Annotated in this window: 14 protein-coding genes and 1 pseudogene; 4 read left to right on the top strand and 11 right to left on the bottom strand. The window is 67.8% G+C overall.

Translation table 11 applies throughout. The features are described 5' to 3' along the window. Window positions 1-114: 114 nt before the first annotated feature. The 3 genes from ACOOHF_RS10325 to ACOOHF_RS10315 form a co-directional block, all read right to left on the bottom strand. Window positions 115-1,815: an Ig-like domain-containing protein gene (locus tag ACOOHF_RS10325; RefSeq protein ID WP_420461606.1), complete on the bottom strand. Its 1,701-nt coding sequence runs from the start codon at window positions 1,813-1,815 to the stop codon at window positions 115-117. A 158-nt stretch (window positions 1,816-1,973) separates the two neighbouring features. Next, complete coding sequence (locus tag ACOOHF_RS10320; RefSeq protein ID WP_420461605.1) at window positions 1,974-3,974, bottom strand: Ig-like domain-containing protein; 2,001 nt, start codon at window positions 3,972-3,974, stop codon at window positions 1,974-1,976. A gap of 203 nt (window positions 3,975-4,177) precedes the next feature. Next, a complete protein-coding gene (locus tag ACOOHF_RS10315; protein WP_420461604.1) occupies window positions 4,178-5,323 on the bottom strand; it encodes a N(4)-(beta-N-acetylglucosaminyl)-L-asparaginase in 1,146 nt (381 codons plus the stop codon). A 114-nt stretch (window positions 5,324-5,437) separates the two neighbouring features. On the opposite strand from ACOOHF_RS10315, the gene ACOOHF_RS10310 reads away from it, so the two are divergent. The 3 genes from ACOOHF_RS10310 (at window position 5,438) to dapB (ending at window position 6,946) form a co-directional block, all read left to right on the top strand. Next, window positions 5,438-5,665 (top strand): CopG family transcriptional regulator, encoded by a 228-nt coding sequence (locus ACOOHF_RS10310; RefSeq protein WP_420461603.1) that lies wholly within the window; start codon window positions 5,438-5,440, stop codon window positions 5,663-5,665. After that, the gene (locus tag ACOOHF_RS10305) at window positions 5,578-6,072 is read left to right on the top strand and encodes a type II toxin-antitoxin system VapC family toxin (protein WP_420464358.1); all 495 of its coding nucleotides are present in this window, start codon (window positions 5,578-5,580) and stop codon (window positions 6,070-6,072) included. Before ACOOHF_RS10310 ends, ACOOHF_RS10305 begins: the two co-directional genes overlap by 88 nt. Before the next feature lie 79 nt (window positions 6,073-6,151). Further along, complete coding sequence (gene dapB / locus ACOOHF_RS10300; protein WP_420461602.1) at window positions 6,152-6,946, top strand: 4-hydroxy-tetrahydrodipicolinate reductase; 795 nt, start codon at window positions 6,152-6,154, stop codon at window positions 6,944-6,946. Window positions 6,947-6,992: 46 nt separating this feature from the next. On the opposite strand, the gene ACOOHF_RS10295 is transcribed toward dapB, so the two are convergent. The 3 genes from ACOOHF_RS10295 to ACOOHF_RS10285 form a co-directional block, all read right to left on the bottom strand. Next, window positions 6,993-7,997 carry a hypothetical protein gene (locus ACOOHF_RS10295; RefSeq protein ID WP_420461601.1) on the bottom strand — a complete coding sequence of 335 codons (1,005 nt, stop codon included), beginning with the start codon at window positions 7,995-7,997 and terminating at the stop codon, window positions 6,993-6,995. A 126-nt stretch (window positions 7,998-8,123) separates the two neighbouring features. Continuing rightward, window positions 8,124-10,130, bottom strand: coding sequence for a CocE/NonD family hydrolase (locus ACOOHF_RS10290; protein ID WP_420461600.1), 2,007 nt, complete (start codon window positions 10,128-10,130; stop codon window positions 8,124-8,126). A 93-nt stretch (window positions 10,131-10,223) separates the two neighbouring features. Further along, a complete protein-coding gene (locus tag ACOOHF_RS10285) occupies window positions 10,224-11,780 on the bottom strand; it encodes a serine hydrolase domain-containing protein (protein WP_420461599.1) in 1,557 nt (518 codons plus the stop codon). A gap of 276 nt (window positions 11,781-12,056) precedes the next feature. Between ACOOHF_RS10285 and ACOOHF_RS10280 the strand changes: the two are divergent. Beyond that, window positions 12,057-12,261: pseudogene (locus ACOOHF_RS10280) on the top strand (transposase); the annotation flags it as partial. A 129-nt stretch (window positions 12,262-12,390) separates the two neighbouring features. Here the strand turns inward: ACOOHF_RS10280 and ACOOHF_RS10275 are convergent. The 5 genes from ACOOHF_RS10275 to ACOOHF_RS10255 form a co-directional block, all read right to left on the bottom strand. After that, the gene (locus ACOOHF_RS10275) at window positions 12,391-12,885 is read right to left on the bottom strand and encodes a hypothetical protein (RefSeq protein WP_420461598.1); all 495 of its coding nucleotides are present in this window, start codon (window positions 12,883-12,885) and stop codon (window positions 12,391-12,393) included. A 231-nt stretch (window positions 12,886-13,116) separates the two neighbouring features. Further along, complete coding sequence (locus ACOOHF_RS10270) at window positions 13,117-13,767, bottom strand: response regulator (RefSeq protein ID WP_420461597.1); 651 nt, start codon at window positions 13,765-13,767, stop codon at window positions 13,117-13,119. Further along, entirely contained in the window at window positions 13,764-14,630 is an 867-nt protein-coding gene (locus ACOOHF_RS10265) for a PAS domain S-box protein (RefSeq protein ID WP_420461596.1), read from the bottom strand. Before ACOOHF_RS10265 ends, ACOOHF_RS10270 begins: the two co-directional genes overlap by 4 nt. Before the next feature lie 297 nt (window positions 14,631-14,927). Further along, window positions 14,928-15,200, bottom strand: a complete 273-nt coding sequence (locus tag ACOOHF_RS10260) for a hypothetical protein (protein WP_420461595.1) — start codon at window positions 15,198-15,200, stop codon at window positions 14,928-14,930. Between the two features lie 364 nt (window positions 15,201-15,564). Next, window positions 15,565-15,765 carry an Arm DNA-binding domain-containing protein gene (locus tag ACOOHF_RS10255; protein WP_420461594.1) on the bottom strand — a complete coding sequence of 67 codons (201 nt, stop codon included), beginning with the start codon at window positions 15,763-15,765 and terminating at the stop codon, window positions 15,565-15,567. Window positions 15,766-15,900 lie beyond the last annotated feature (135 nt).

The raw sequence follows: 15,900 nt of genomic DNA, 5'->3' as shown, positions 1-15,900 counted from the left end.
AAGGTAGGGTTGCGCGCCCCCCCGAAAACAGGGGGGAAAAAGGAGAGGGGAGAAGAGAACCGGAAGCGGGGTCTGGGCGCGGCGGCTCCGTGGGCCGACGCCCAGCTACAACCGCTAGAACCTGCGGCGATCGCCGCTGTTCGAACCCGGGATCACGCGCACGATCCGTCCGTCCCGGTCGACGATGACGACGGGACCTCTCCAGATGTCGTCCCCGTACGGAATCAGCCGGCCTGGATCGATGTCCCGCGCGGCGTCGGCGTCGGGGAGTCGGTAAGGGTCGGCCGCCGTCGTATCGACCGAGTAGCCGAGGTCCGCCAGCGACTGGATGGTTATGGCACTCAGAGGGCTGGAACCCCCTACCCTTACGCTGGGGGTCATGAGTTCCGTCCTCAGGACCGTTTCCCGCCAATGCGCGTTGCGCCTTCCCGGGCCGCCCCTGTTCTCCACCGGCACCTTGGCGCCTCGATATCCCGTGCCGCCCGCCTCGTCGAAGGCTTCGATGGCCAAGGGGCCCGTGAAGTGCGTGTCCGGGGCCTCCGTCTCCGAGGCCGGGTCTCTGAGCAGCCCCAGACGACTCCAGATCGTGCCGATCCCCAGCACGTGCCCCATTTCGTGAAGGACCACGTCCTCCAGGGTGCCGCGTCGCTCGAGCCGCTGGAGGTCGGCCACGTCGAACTCCATGCGGCCATACAGAGGCATCAGGGTCCCCGTCCGCCGCCAGCATGCGCCGGCTTCTGCCAGGGTCCCGCCCGGACCATCGATTTCGTCCACGGCCGCCAGGATCATCACGTCGTCGATCGTCTCCACGTAGCGCTCGAATCTCGGATCGTCGCCGCAAGTCCAGGTTCGGGGCTCCCGCGAGTCCGGGAGTTCCGTCGGCGCCAGAATCCTCATCCAGCGCGCCGCGGCGCGTCGGAAGGCCGCCTCCCGGGTCCGGGTCATGGAGGTCGCGAACACGAGTTCGATCTGGAATCTGCCCTCGGCGATCTCGACCGTGACGGCAAACGGAGACGAGGCGCTCAAGCCCCCTGGATCGCGGGCCGTCACCGTGATGGTCACGACGCCCCTGGCGAGCGCGGTGACCACGACGGAACTGCCCGACACCGAAACTCCGGCGACTCCGGCGTTGGATGAAGCCGCCGTGTAGGAGAGGGCGTCGCCATCCGGGTCGGTGAAGTAGGACGACAGGTCCACCGTCGCCGTTTCCCCGACCGACAGCGTCCGCTCGGGGATCGTCCCCACCGCCTGCGGCTCCCGGTTCGGCACGATCACCTGAACCGTCTGCCGCGCCGCGCCCCCATCCGGATCGCTCGCGCTCACCGTGATGGTCGCAACGCCCGAGGTCACGGCCCGCATCGTTATCGTCGCCGCGGCGACCGTGGCCGTCGCCACCTCGGGATTCGACGACACCGCCGTGTAGGTGAGCGGGTCGCCGTCCGGGTCACGGAAGTAGGCGGACGCGTCCACGGAAGCCGTCTGGCCCGCGAACACGGTCCGGGCGGGGATCGCGTCCACCGCCTCGGGCGCCCGATTCGGCACCGTCACCTGGAAGCGCTGCTGCGCGACCAGACCCTGGGGGTCGCGGGCCGTCACCGTGACGGTCACCGCGCCCTTGGCGAACGTGGTGACCACCACCGAACTGCCCGACACCGCAACTCCGGCGACCCCGGCGCTGGATGAAGCCGCCGTGTAGGAGAGGGCGTCGCCATCCGGGTCGCTGAAGTAGGACGACAGCTCCACCGTCGCCGTTTCCCCGACGGACGGCGTCTGCTCGGGGATCGTCCCTACCGCCTGCGGCGGCCGGTTCGGCACGGGGGTCGGACCGGTAACGTCCGGCTCCGCGTCTCCGCAGGCGGCGGCCCACACAACCGCGGCCGCCGCCAGTCCGTGAAGTCGCTTCCGCGACCCAACCCTCTGCAGCCGGGCTACGTCCTGGCTCCAGCTACAGAGGTGGCGTCAAAGTTCCGGCCTTAGCGTTCGTTCCTGTTTCTGCGGGTTCCGGCAGGGCTGTCCCGCCGGATCGGATTCCGAGCAGAAGCCTCAAGGGCGTCGCGCACGAGATCGAGTCTCCGGGCGGCTCCCGCCCCGTCCGACATGTCCGCGCCGCTCTCCGTACCGGTCACGTCGATCCAATCGAAGAGCATTGTGGAGCCGTCGCCGCCGCCACCTGCCAACCAGATAGCGCTCACCCTGCGCAGCGAATTGGCGGTTAGGTCACCCGCCGGCGTGAGTCTCCACAGTTCCGTGTCTCCCGCCATCAGGAAGATCTCTTCGCCGTCGCGTCCGATCGTGATGTCCGTGAACTCACCTGGCGCGTCCCGGACGGCGTCCGAGTCATCGCTCAGATCGCTGAAGAAGAACCACGCTGGCTCGGCCACGGTCGCGTCAAACTGGAGGAATCTGAAGTTGTGTTCATCGGCGGGGCCCAGGCTGACACCATAGGCGGGGAAATCATCGTCTTCCGTGAACCAATACACCCGCACCGTTCCCTCGTCTGCGGCTCGGCCCATCCTGACCCGGATCGTCCAGTCAGTCAGTATGGGGTCGACCTCGCGTTCCGCGACCCCCAGCAGATCGTCGGTATTGTTGGTCAGGCGGAGAAGGCCATCCTCTGTCTCGACGTCGCCGTTTCTGATCTCCCAATCGTCCAGGCTGGCGTCCGAGTCGAAGTCATCCCGGAATCCGGTGCGAGCTTCGACCGTCACTTCCGCGCTCTGGGTCGCGGTCAGGCCGTCGGGATCGGCCGCCGTCACCGTCACCGTCGCCGCCCCCGCCGCCACCGCCGTCACCGTCAGGCTGCTGCCCTCAATGCCGGCGGCCGCCACCTCCGCGTCGCTCGACTCCGCCGTGTACGTCAGTTCGTCCCCGTCCGGATCGCTGAAGAAGGAAGACACATCCACCACCACTTCGTCGCCCTCGGTCATCGCCCGCGCCGGAATCGTCTCCACCGCCTCCGGCGCCCGGTTGTTGGCCGCCTCCACCGTCACTTCGGCGCTCTGCGTCGCCGTCAGGCCGCCCGGGTCGGCCGCCGTCACCGTCACCGTCGCCGTCCCCGCCGCCACCGCCGTCACCGTCAGGCTGCTGCCCTCAATGCCGGCGGCCGCCACCTCCGCGTCGCTCGACTCCGCCGTGTACGTCAGTTCGTCCCCGTCCGGATCGCTGAAGAAGGAAGACACATCCACGACCACTTCGTCGCCCTCGGTCATCGCCTGCGCCGGAATCGTCTCCACCGCCTCCGGCGCCCGGTTGTTGGCCGCCACGACCGTCACTTCGGCGCTCTGCGTCGCCGTCAGGCCGCCCGGGTCCGCCGCCGTCACCGTCACCGTCGCCGTCCCCGCCGCCACCGCCGTCACCGTCAGGCTGCTGCCCTCAATGCCGGCGGCCGCCACCTCCGCGTCGCTCGACTCCGCCGTGTACGTCAGTTCGTCCCCGTCCGGATCGCTGAAGAACGGAGTCACATCCACGGTCACTTCGTCGCCGGCCGTCATCGCCTGCGGAGGAATCGTCTCCACCGCCTCCGGCGCCCGGTTCGCCGCCTCGACCGTCACCTCCGCGCTCTGCGTAGCCGTCAGGCCGTCCGGGTCGGCCGCCGTCACCGTCACCGTCGCCGTCCCCGCCGCCACCGCCGTCACCGTCAGGCTGCTGCCGGTCAGCGACACGGACACCACACCCGCATCCGACGACGTGGCCGTGTACGTCAGCGTCCCCCCATCCGGGTCGCTGAAGAACGGAGACACGTCCACCGTCACCGTCTGGCCCACGATCATGACCTGAGCCGGTATCGCGCCGACCGCCACCGGGGCCACCGGCGGTGGTGGTGGTGGCGGCGGCGGCGGATCCGTTGTCCCGTCTCCTCCACAGGAGGCAATCCCGCCGAGAAACACGAGCAGTAGCGACGCCCTCAACAGGTGTCGGTATCGACGTTTACCAGCCCTCTGAAGGATCGGCTTGATGGATGTTCGTGTGTTCATGGCGTCGCTGTCTCCGCGTGGGATGAGTGGTTGGGAGGTCTCGGTTCCCCGTGTTGGGTACATTCATCCAAGATTCGATCGTAAGGAACTCTAGGTGGGCGAGGGCCAGGTAGCGCCCCCAAAAAAAGGGGATGAACTATCGAGGTTTGGCAGGCAGCGGCTGTCGGGGAGACCGGCGGGTTCGCCCGGCTCGTCCCTTCCCGCTATCCGTCTCGGGGGGCGCCCTCCAAGAGACCCTCGAAGGGGCGTTCCTCAGCCCCGTTGTCCGTGCAGACGGCGTAGTGCGTCTCGGCGGAGCCGTACATGGCGACGCCCGCCGTCTCTCCCTGTTTGTTGAGGAGGAAGAAGCGGACATCGAAGTTCGGCAGGCCGCGCTCGTTGAGGAGTCTCTGCTCGACCGTGTTGGACCGAATCCGCTCGAGGGTCGCCATGCCGGCGTCGAGCGGGCTCATTCCCTGGCGCATGAACTCCACTGCAAGGAACGAGGAGAGGTTGTAGAGGTTCGCTTCGCCCCGCCCCGTCGAGCCGACCGCGCCGACATCGTTGTCCACGTAGAGCCCGGCGCCGAGGATCGGGGAATCGCCGGTGCGGCCGGGGATCTTCCACGAGAGCCCGCTCGTGGTGGTGACGCCGCAGATGTCGCCGTCCGCGTTCACAGCGTCGCAGTTCGTCGTGCCCCAGAACGAGTGGGCGGGGATGAGTCCCTCGTCGACCATGGCGAGGCCGGCGTCGAGCCTCTTGCGGGGGTCGAGCCAGTGCCCGGGGTCGACCCGGCGGCGCCACTCCAGCCACAGCGCGCGCGATTCGTCCGTGTTGAGGTCTTCCTCGATCTCGAACCCCAGCTGGCGGGCGAACGCCTGGGCTCCGGCCCCAACGAGCAGATGGTGGTCGGTGAGTTCAGCGACCGCCTTCGCGACGAGTGAGGGAGTCCGGACGCCCTCGAGCGCCGCGACGCCGCCGGCCCAGTGGCGGGGCCCGTGCATGCAGCACGCATCGAGCTGAACGACGCCGTCCGCGTTGGGGAGTCCGCCGTAGCCGATCCCCATCTCGGTGGGGTCGAGTTCGGGAATGTTCACGCCCGCGATGAGGGAGTCGAGCACATCCTCGCCTTCGGTGATCCCCCGGAAGGCGCGCTCGACGGAACTCTCGGGACCGTCGTTGGTGAAGCGGATTCCGCTGAGGTCGGAGATGACGACCGGTCGCGCGGCCCGGGAGCGTCCGATGGCGGGCACGCCGAAGCGGGAGGCGGCGCGCTCGGGGCGAGTTTCCGCGGCCAGAGCGGCGGGTGCGGCGGCCGCGGCCAAGCCGGCGGCGGAGGTCCGAACGAAGTCTCGACGATCCATGCTCATGCTCTCGGTCCTCGGTGCAAGGGGCGTGTTTGATCCTCAACTATACAATGGTCCGCGGTGGGAGTGGGTGTTATCATGATATTATATGGAGATAACAGATCGGGGTTCAGGCACATGATTCGAACGCAGATCTCATTCGACGAAGAGCTGTACGAGCGGGCGAAGGAAGCGGCCCGCAGGGAGGGGATCTCGCTGGCCGAACTGTGTAGGAGAAGCCTCGCCGAAACGCTTTCGCGACACCCCCGTCGAAAGCCCTGGATGGCCTATGTGGGGATGTTCGACGGCCAGCCGGAGGACAGCACGACCGTCGACGATGTGATCTACGGGCGTACATCACCCTGAAGGGTCGGAAGGTCTTCCTCGACACCGGGATTCTGATCGCGGCCCTCAACCGGCATGACCAGTACCACCGCCAGGCGCGCGGCCTGTTCGGCGGCCCCACCCCGCAGTGGCACACGTCCCTGTTTGTCTGGTCAGAGGCCTATTCGTGGTTCCTGCACCGCCACGGCGAGGAGCCGGCCCGGGGATGCCGCCGTTTCCTGGAAAACCTGGACGGTCTCGTCGCGCTGGAGGCGACCGTCCCTCTACACCATGAGACTCGCCGTCTGCTGGACCGCCTGCGGGGGGCGCGGCTGACCTATGTGGACGCTTCCAGCCTCGCCCTGATGGAACAGCATGACATCAGGACTGCGTGGGCCACGGACCATCACCTCGGCCTCACCGGGGCGGAGATCTTTCCTCGATCATGACCGGCATGGGTCCGCGCGCGATACGTTCCCGCGGGAACGTCGGCGTCGTCGGGAGAGTCGACGAGAGACTGGAGCGAACATGAGCATTCGGGTTTGTGTGGGCGGGGCGACCGGCTGGACAGGCGAGAGCATCGTCGCGGCTGTCCTGGCGTCGGAGGAGTTCGAACTCACGGGGGCGGTGGCTCGGCAGGCCGCCGGTGATACCGTCGGGGTGGTCCGGATCGCCCCCGACGTGCGCGACGCGCTCGCGGCACCGACGGATGTCTACATCGACTACACGCACCCGACGGCCGTCTACGAGAACGTGATGGTCGCGATCGAAGCGGGAGTGGCCGCGGTCATCGGAACGTCGGGGCTCACGGCGCAGGACTACGCCGAGATCGACGAGGCGGCCCGCGAGCGCGGCGTCGGGGTGATCGCCGCGGGCAACTTCTCGATCACGGCGGCGCTGCTGAAGCACTTTTCCGGGATCGCGGCGCGGCAGGTGCCGCACTGGGAGATCATCGACATGGCCTCGGCGGCCAAACCCGACGCCCCCAGCGGCACCGCGCAGGAACTGGCGGAGTTTCTGGGGACGGTCTCGGAGAACGAATTCGCCCGGCCGGTCGAGGAGACCCTCGGTTCACGGGAAGCGCGCGGGGCCACGGTCGGGGGTGCGCAGGTACACTCCCTCCGGCTACCCAGCTACGTCATTTCCGTGGAATCGATCTTCGGGCTCCCCGGCGAACGGCTCACGATCCGGCACGACGCGGGGTCGAGCGCCGAACCCTACGTCGGCGGCACGCTCCTGGCCGCGCGACTGGCGCCGGAGCGGCTGGGACTCACGCAGGGACTCGACCGCCTGCTGTTCGACCCGCCGTCCTCCCCAGCCTGACAGCCGGGGCGGTGGCGAGGCCGGGACGTTCCCGCGCGGGAACGTCTCAGCCGCCCGGCCTGTTGGCGACGATCGCGATCCGGTCGCCCGCGGGACTCACCGCGAGGCGGGTGATGCCCGCGACGCCGAGGGCGGAGAAGTCCGCGATCTCCGTCCATTCCGAGGACGGCGACCAGACGTAGAGGCGCGATCCGTCCCCCATCACGATCTCTCCCTCGGGCGTCCAGGCGTAGTCTTCGCGGCCCGGCAGCGTCTGCACGATTCGCTCCGTAGTGCCGGCGGCCGGGTTGAAGCGCTCGATCCACCATTCGTCGTCCGAGACCTTGCGCACGAATGAGATCTCCTCCGTTCCCGGAACCCGGTGGATGGACCGGCCTGGCCGCTCGGCAACGACCTGGATATCGCCGGTCAGCGCGTCACCGACCTGGAGCGTGGGCGGGTTTCCGAGGATGAACATCGCGACGACGTGCTCGTTGGCCCACGCGTGGTAGCCAACGGGCTCGGCGGTGGCGAAGATCGGTCCGAGCGGTTCGCCGGACAGGTCGTAGCGCCACAGGTACTGCTTGCCCCGGATCTCGTGAATCGCGGAGAAGGCATCCTGCCCCGGTATCTGAAGCGCCGAGAACTCGCTCACGTCGCTCGTTTGCGTCACGCGTTCCGACTCGCCGGGCGCCGAGAGCCGCATGATTTCGGTCTGCGTCCGGTCCACCGCCGAAGTGTGGAGGATGGCCGACCCGTCGAGCAGGAAACTCGGCTGGTTGTCGTAGCCGTCCCGATCCGTCCCCCGCCCCAGGTCCGGGATGGACAAGGCGCCGCCTTCGCGGACCAGCGCCGCCACCCAGATATCGGTAGAAGGTGACCCTGCGGCCGTGGGAGAGTAGCCCTCGGGTGCCGGCCCGATCTCGGGCATCGGTCCATCGGGAGGATCGGACGGGAATACGACCGAGTCCGTGTCGCCGCTGGGCGGGGCATCCGCCTCATCTCCCGGCGCACAGCCCGCTATCGTCGAAAGCGCGAACACACAGAACGCCACCGCCTTCGTCTGGATCATTCGTCACACCCTTTGTCGTTCCGTTATCGTCGTGAATGGTCGCTCGCACATTGTGCCTCTGGCGAGTCCCGCGGAAGAGCCGCGAGTGGCCGAAGACGTTCCCGCGGGAACGTCTGGCGGGGGCGGCTACCGCGGCAGGACGCCGAGGACAAGCCGCGAGGGGTGCTCGGCGGATCGATACACGATCTGGGTTGCGATCTCATAGTCCCCCTGCGACGCGCGGTACGTGTCCACGAACCTCTGCGGGTTCCGGTCGTAGGCCGGGAACCACGAACTCTGGACGTGGACCATCAGCCGGTGCCCCGCCTTGAAGGTGTGGAAGCGGTCGCGCAGGTCGATCTCGATCCTCGTCACTTCCCCGGGCACCATCGGTTCGGGGTCCTCGAGGTCGTTCCGGAACCGCCCCCGCATGATCTCGCCGGCCAGGTGCATCTGGTATCCGCCCATGGGCACGTCGCAGTTGGCGCTGGGCGGGGCGTCGTCGGGATAGACGTCGATCAGTTTGACGACCCAGTCGGCGTCCGTCCCCGTCGTCGAGACGAAGACCTCGGCCCCGATCGGACCGGCGATCGTGAGGTCCTCCTCCAGGGGTTCGGACTGGTAGACGAGGACGTCGGGGCGCTCCGAGGCGAAGCGCTGGTCCTCCACCTTCCACAGATGGCCGAGTGTCGTGCGCTCCTCGGCCGAGAACGGCACGGGGTTGGCCGGATCGCTCACATACGAGTCGGCGGCGGAGTCTCCAGTCCGCGTCGGCGGCTCGAAGCTCAGCGTTCCGTCCGAACCCAGGTACAGACTCGTGGAGGTGACGCCGGCCGGCGGCCATGAATCGTAGGCGCGCCATTCGTTCGATCCCGTGAGGAAGACGTTCGCCTCCGTCGCGTCCCAGGTGCCCTCGTCCTTCAGGTGGTATTCGAAGAAGGGGAACTGGAACTCGCGCTGGAAGTGGAGCGAGGTCTTCGTGTCGAAGGCGATGCAGCCGAGGAAGTCGCCGTCCATGCGCGCCCACCCGCCGTGCAGCCACGGGCCGACGACGAGCGTGTTCTCGAGGCCGGGGTTCTCCACCTCGACCGTCCGGTAGATGGACATCGGACCGTAGAAATCCTCGGTATCGAACCAGCCCGCCACGTTCAGCGTCGCGGGGCGGACATCGTCCAGGTAGCGGAGCGCGTTCTGGCGCTGCCAGAAGTCGTCGTAGTCGGGGTGCTCGATGAAGTCGCGCCACGCCGGCATGTCGCCGTGGAAATAGAGTTCGTCCACGGTGGCGGCGGAGCCCGCGTTGAGGAAGAAGTCGTAGCCGGAGGGCGTGCCATAATCGAAGCGGGCGCCGCGCGTCTCCGTGGGGCCGTCCCGACGGCGGGCGTTCCCGGACAGCCAGGAGAAGGCGTACATGATCCGGAAGGCGCCGTTATGGTGCCAGTCGTCCCCGATGAACATGTCCGATGGCGAGGCCTGCGGCGACGCGGCGACGAGCGCCGGGTGCGCGTCCACCATCCCCATCACGGTCTGCCAGCCGGGGTAGGAGATCCCCCACTGTCCGACGCGGCCGTTGTGGCCTTCGACGTTCGCCAGCAGCCACTCGATCGCGTCGTAGTTGTCCGTGATCTCGTCCGCGTCGGTGGGGCCGCGGGGCTCCGGCGCGGGGGGACGTATGACCTCGAACTCGCCCTCGGACTTGAACTGCCCGCGTACATCCTGGAACGCGAAGATGTACCCGGCCCGGTCAAACTCCGTCGAAGGTCCGAGCGGGTTCCGGTACTCGCCGGGCTCGTAGGGGCCGATGGAATACGGAGTGCGGAAGAGGAGGATGGGGTATTCCCGCGACGGATCCCGGGGGGCGTAGACGATCGTGTACAGTTCGATGCCGTCCCGCATCGGGACCATGTGCTCGGACTTCTCGTAGTTCGCCTGGAGATAGTCGAGGTGCGCCGCGGCGACCGCCTCGGCTTCGCTCTGGGCGGCTTCGGCCTGGGCCGGAGTCGGCGGGGACGGCGCGTCGGCCGCGTCCTCCTGCGGCCCGCACGCGATCATCCACAGAGCGATCGCCGAGATTGCGGACGCCCGCCGCGCGGACGCCCGCGGCGCGAGCCCGATGGCGATCCCGCATCGACGGTCCGGACGTTTCGATCGCTTCATCTCCATCCTCTTCTCTTCCGCAGGCGGTTTCTCGGATCGTGTCACGGATCGTTTCGCGGGCGGGCGTCGCTGGGAGCGGAACCCGTTGCGGCCTCAGCGACGCCGACGCAGTTCCGCCCAGTGCGTGAGCGCGTTGCCGAGCCGGACGTTCGGGAGCGTGATGGCCGTCACCGAACCGTTCAGGACATCGCCCCTCAGCCGAAGCTCGAACGAGAGGACGTAGTCGGTCCGGTTCGCGTCCCCGGTGCCGATGTCGCCCTTGAAGCCGCCGCGCAGATACTCGCCGTCGAAGCGCGCGTTGTTGAGCAGCGTCCAGAGCTGGTCCCCCAGCTGCGCATGGACGCGGCCGCCGTCGTCGATCGCGAGCGCCAGGCGGTGCGGGCCGAGGTGCGTGTCCACCTCGCCGACCCAGTCCCCGACGAGATCCGGCATGGGCGTGAACTCGATCAGCGCGGCGCCCTCCCCCGCGTCCTCGAGGATGCCCTCGCGCTCCAGCCGGTGCGGGTCGGGGAGTTCCGGCGGCGTCGGCTTCGGCACGGCGTCCGGGTACAGCGTATGCCAGATCAGATTCGAGATGTAGCCCGTGAGCGGCGAGGCGGAGTTCATGAGGACGACGATGGCGGCGTTCTCCTCCGGGGCGATCGCGAGTTCGGTGCGGACGCCACCCATCCCGCCGCCGTGGCGCTGGAGCCGGAGGCCGCCAGGAAGCTCCCGCATCACCCAGCCGAGCCCGTACGCGTCGCCGGGGGCGCTCTCCCGGATCGGGCGCCGCATCGCCTCGATCGTCGCGTCGGAGATGATCCTCCGTTGATCCCCGATGTCGTGTCCGAGGTGGAACATCCCGAAGCGGACGAGGTCGTGGGCGCTGCTGAACACGGCGGACCCGCCGGGGTGGTCGAAGTCGTAGAACGGGATCGGACCCTGATCCGTCGCGTAGCGCGTCGCCGTGAACTCCTCGAGGCCGCGGCCGATGCCGACCGATGTCCGGGTGAGACCCAGCGGCTGGAACACTTCGTCGCGCATGTAGTCGGGATACGACTGCCCAGAGACGCGCTCGATGATGTAGTCGAGGATCCCGTAGCCGAGGTTCGAGTAGTTCCACCGTTCGTCCGGCGCCGTCACCAGGTTGGCGTAGCGGCGGATCGTCTCGTCCATGTGGGGCCGCCGGTACGGCTCGTCCTCGTAGAAGAACTGGTAGTGGAGAGGAAGACCGGCCGTGTGACTCGCCACATGTCGGACCGTGGCGCGCCCCGCGTCGAAAGCCCGTCCGTCGATCTTCGCGGGACCCAGATAGTCGTTGGCGGGCCGGTCGAGGTCGATCAGACCGCGTTCGACCAGGACCATGAGACCTGTCGCCGTGATCGGCTTCGAGATCGATGCGAGGGAATACATCGTGTGTTCCGTTGCGGGGATCCGCCGCTCCCGGTCCGCCCATCCGAACCCTTCCTCCCACACGATCTCGCCACCCACGGCGACGGCGACCGCCATGGATGGCGCGTCCCAGGCCACGAGGGCGTTCCGGATCTCGCTACGGACGGACGAGAAGTCGGGGACGGTCTGGCCCCGGGCGCCGGTCGCGGTGAGGAGAAGGACGCAGAACCACAGAAACCGGAGCCGGCGGCGGGCAGACTGTCGGACGGTCCTTCTCATCCTCCTCATCCTCTTCACCTCCTGAGCGTTGACTTTGGACGGTGGAGCCGCACTCGGGGGGCGTCAATGGGGCCACGGAGGGACAGGCTCATCGACCTTCGACCAAAGCTGCGTCCATGATGGTTCGGTCGCCGTCGCGGACCTCGCGTCTCCACGGCCCCGCGGCCCCGCGGACCCTCGGCAGCCCGTGGCGAAACCCCGGGTCGCACCGAGAGCGGCGAGGCACGCGCGTGACAAGGCGCGCCGAGGCACAGACCCGGAGAGGGGCGGCTGAAGGACATGGCCGAGCACGTCCGCTTCAGCATCGAGAGCGGCGTGTCCGTCTATTTCCGCGACCCGCGCAGCCCCTGGCAACGCGGGACCAGCGAGAACACCAAAGGGTACCGATCTCTCCGCCCACTCACAGACTGACCTCAATGCCGTCGCCCGACAGCTCAACGGCCGCCCTCGACAAACCCTCGGGTGGATGAAACCATGTGAAGTCTTCGCATGCCCGCACCGGTGCCGGCGAAGGCGTACCGGCCAGTGGTATCGGTCGGCGTCACGGATCGGGGAGCGCCCGGCAGGCTGCTGTTCAGGCCGCTCGACCCGCGGCCATGGGCTATCACGGTCAGCGTCGTACGGGGCCTGCGGATGTGTACGCGCCGGAGAAGTTCACGGTGGCCGTACCGCCCTCGTTGGCAAGGGTTGCGGTCGCGAAGGTGCGGCCGAAACGCGCATGGGCCGGATAGTCGGCGATGGCGATGGTGTGCGCACCGGCCTCCACGCCGTCGAACCGGAACGCGCCTCCACTCGCGGTGACGGTCTCGGTTCCGCCGTCCAGGGTGACGGTCACCCCGTCGGCTCCCCGGCCCTCGATCAACACCTGCCCCGCGATGGCGTTGGTGAGCTGCGGAGGCAGGGGATCCCCGATGCTTGCGGCCAGGAAGTACAGCAACAGCAACGCTCCCAACAGCATGTACGGTTGGGATCCGTGCGCTGAGCTTCGCCTTTTGGATGGAGTGGTCCGAGACCAGGGCGACCGTCCGCCGATGGCGTAGCCCTGTGCGGCCAGGCGCAGGGTGTCCATGATGGCGTTGTAGCTCGGGGTGTCGTGTTGTCGCATGGCTCCGGATCTCCTTCCCTTTCGGTCGGCTTTCGAGGAACCACCCGGCTGCTTCTGGACACGCTCCTGCAATGTGGAGCCAGAAAGCGCGGGCCGTTAGAGGGAAATCCCGCAGATTCCGGGGGGAGAATCCCGCAACCGCATTGACGGGATTCTCCCGTCATTCGGTGCAAACGGTGGGGCGCCGCGAGCCAGTTGCGGCGTTGGCGTGGTGCCTTGGGGAAGCGGCCCCTACTGCTCCCCTTCCGCGTGCAGGAGGCCGGATTCGAGGGCGAAGCGCACGATGTCGCGCCGGTTCTCGAGACCCAGTTTGCTCTTGGCGCGGGCGATGTAGCCCTCGACGGTCTTGGGACTGGCGAGCATCTCCTGGCCCGCCTCATTGGCCGAAAAGCCCTTTGCGTACAACGTGATCGCGGTGCGTTCGCGCGACGAGAGCACCTCGTGGCCCGCGTCGCGGCTCGACCCGCCCTGCCCCTTCCGCCGTGCGAGCAGAGCAGCGGCGCGGCTGGGAAGATAGGAGTGTCCGCGCACGACCGCTTCGATGGCTCCCATGAGATCGGTGTCCGCGATGGACTTGTTCAGAAAGCCCGCGGCGCCGGCGTTGAGGGCGGGAATGAGGAACTCGTCCTCGTCGTGGATCGTGAGGACCAGGACCTTCGTTTCGAGTCCGAGTTGGGTGATGCGCCGGGTCGCCTGGACCCCACCCATCCCGGGCATCGCCAAGTCCATGATGACGATGTCCGGCTCCAGGGTCCTCGCCCTTCCCACCGCCGCCTCCCCCGACGATGCCTCGCCCACGACATCGATCCGGCCGGTGGATTCGAGCAGTGCCTTCAGACCGGCACGCACCACGTTGTGGTCGTCGACCAAGAGAACCCTCACCATGGGTCGCCGTCTGGACCCACCATCGGCACGGCGGCCCGAACCGTGGTTCCCTTGCCCGGCGAGGTCTGGACGGTGAGGCTGCCCCCGACTAGCTCCGCTCTCTCACGCATCCCGGCGAGGCCGACATAGGCATCGTCCGGTGCCGCTCCGGGATCGGGCAACTCGAACCCGCATCCTTCGTCTCGGATCTCCGCGACGATCACACCGTCCGCCGATCTGAGCGTCACGGCAGCCTCGCTCACCCTTGCGTGCGTCGCTGCGTTGGCCACGGCCGCCTGCACGATCCGGCCCCGGATCGCGTCAAGGATCTCGTCGGCGATCACCGCCCACGCCCGTTCTCTCTCCTCCCGGTGCGTCTCGTCCACCAGAAGCTTCCCCTTGATCTTGAACGCCACGAGGAACTGGAGGAACTCGTCGTGCAGCTCGCGGGAAATGCGCTTTCGCTCATTCTCGGCCGCCATCGCCTTCATTCTGGACAGCCGCCGCGTCCGGTTCCAGCCCGTGAGGTCGCGGATCGTGCAGATCACGTGTTCCGGCCCCGATGCCAGTTTGCCGGGGCTCAGACTGATCTCCACCGGGAAGGTTGTGCCGTCTTGGCGCAAAGCCTGCAACTCGAGTCCCTGCCCCATCGGTCGCGGACGCGGCGCCTCGCTATAGTGCCGGCGGTGCTGCTCGTGCCGGCTGCGGACGCCGGCGGGAACCAGCCGTTCCACGCCCGAGCCCTCCACCTCTTCGCGGCTCCATCCGAACATCGAAAGAGCCTGCGGGTTGAGATCCCGGATCACGCCGTCGGAATCCACGACGAGCATCGCGTCCGGCGATGCTTCGAACACGGCCCGGTAGTCCCTGTCGGCGAGCAATCCGGATTCCCTCCCTCCTGTATCCAGGCGGGCTGGCAAGCCAACGCCAGCTTCCGGTGGCGGTGTTCGTTCAATCATAGGGCGTACATGGCAGGAGAATGTCAACGGGCGTCGGACCCGTGATGCGGGTCATCGGTCAGCGCTGCCACGGACTCCGGAACCAAGCCCCGGTCCCCGGGCAACCGACCCGTCCCTGCGGCTCAGAGGCATCTCGGGTCACACAGCACGACGGAGGAGATCGGCTGGGTCAGGTCGACGACCTGCATGCCGTGCGGTCCGGCCAGGGTCCGTGCCCCCTCACCTTGCAACTCCTGCCACCAGTCTCCTGTCCGCTCCATTCCGCGAGAGGAAACGCGGTTCCGATCCGTGTGGACCCGGGATCGGCTCATCGAGCATCGCCGCGATCTGATCGGCGAGCTTCCCGACCACCTCCCGCGTTGCGAGAAAGACATGGGTTTTGTCGGCGACGGTGATTCCTACCACCATCGAGGTGGCACCGCATACCGTACGCATCCCGACCCACATCTCTGAAACCTTGCACCCAGTGCTGTGCGCCAAGTCGTCGCTCATTGTGATTCCCTCCCGTTGTGGCCTCGGCCCCCGGCGGGGGTTCGGACCCGGCGGAGACTCCGACACTCCGTCGAACGGCCAAACGCCAGACGCGCGTGGCGCAGAGTAGCATAGAGGGTCGCGTCTACTGGCCGTCAGAGGGAAAACCCGGCAATTCCGGGGGGAATCCCCGCAAATCCTTGACGGGCTTTTCCCGTCACTTCAGTGGGCGTGCGGGGGAAAGGACAGCCCTCCTGCTCCCCTTCGGCCAGCAGGAGCCCGGCCTCCAGGGCGAAGGGCCTACGTCTCGACCGCCAGATAGGCCTCCCAGTCGGCCATCAGCCGACGCCTCCGGTCGAACAGGTCGGTGCGCCGGTACGCGGCCTCAATCTTGTTCGCGGGCCTCGGCGAGCGAAACCAGTTCGACGCTGCCGAGCCCGAGCTCGCGTTTGCGGCCCCGAATGACGAGGCGTTGAATCCAGCTCCCCGTCCCGGTCTTCTGGACATAGAGGTAGAGCCCGTTGCCGTCGCAGTGCCGACCGGGCGGAGCCGAACGCACGAAGGGGGCCGAGAGGCTATGGAACACCTTGGACGGCACCGGATTCTGAACGTCCGACTAGCAGCGCTACTTGACCGAGGAGCAACGATGAGCGAAGCGTTCACGCGAGATGGATCGCCGCTCGAATGCAGCCGGGGTTTCGCCATGGGCTGCCAAACCTCC

The organism is Candidatus Palauibacter sp. (genome assembly GCF_965216145.1).
Taxonomy (GTDB): domain Bacteria; phylum Gemmatimonadota; class Gemmatimonadetes; order Palauibacterales; family Palauibacteraceae; genus Palauibacter.
This window is presented reverse-complemented; position numbering and strand designations above follow the sequence as displayed.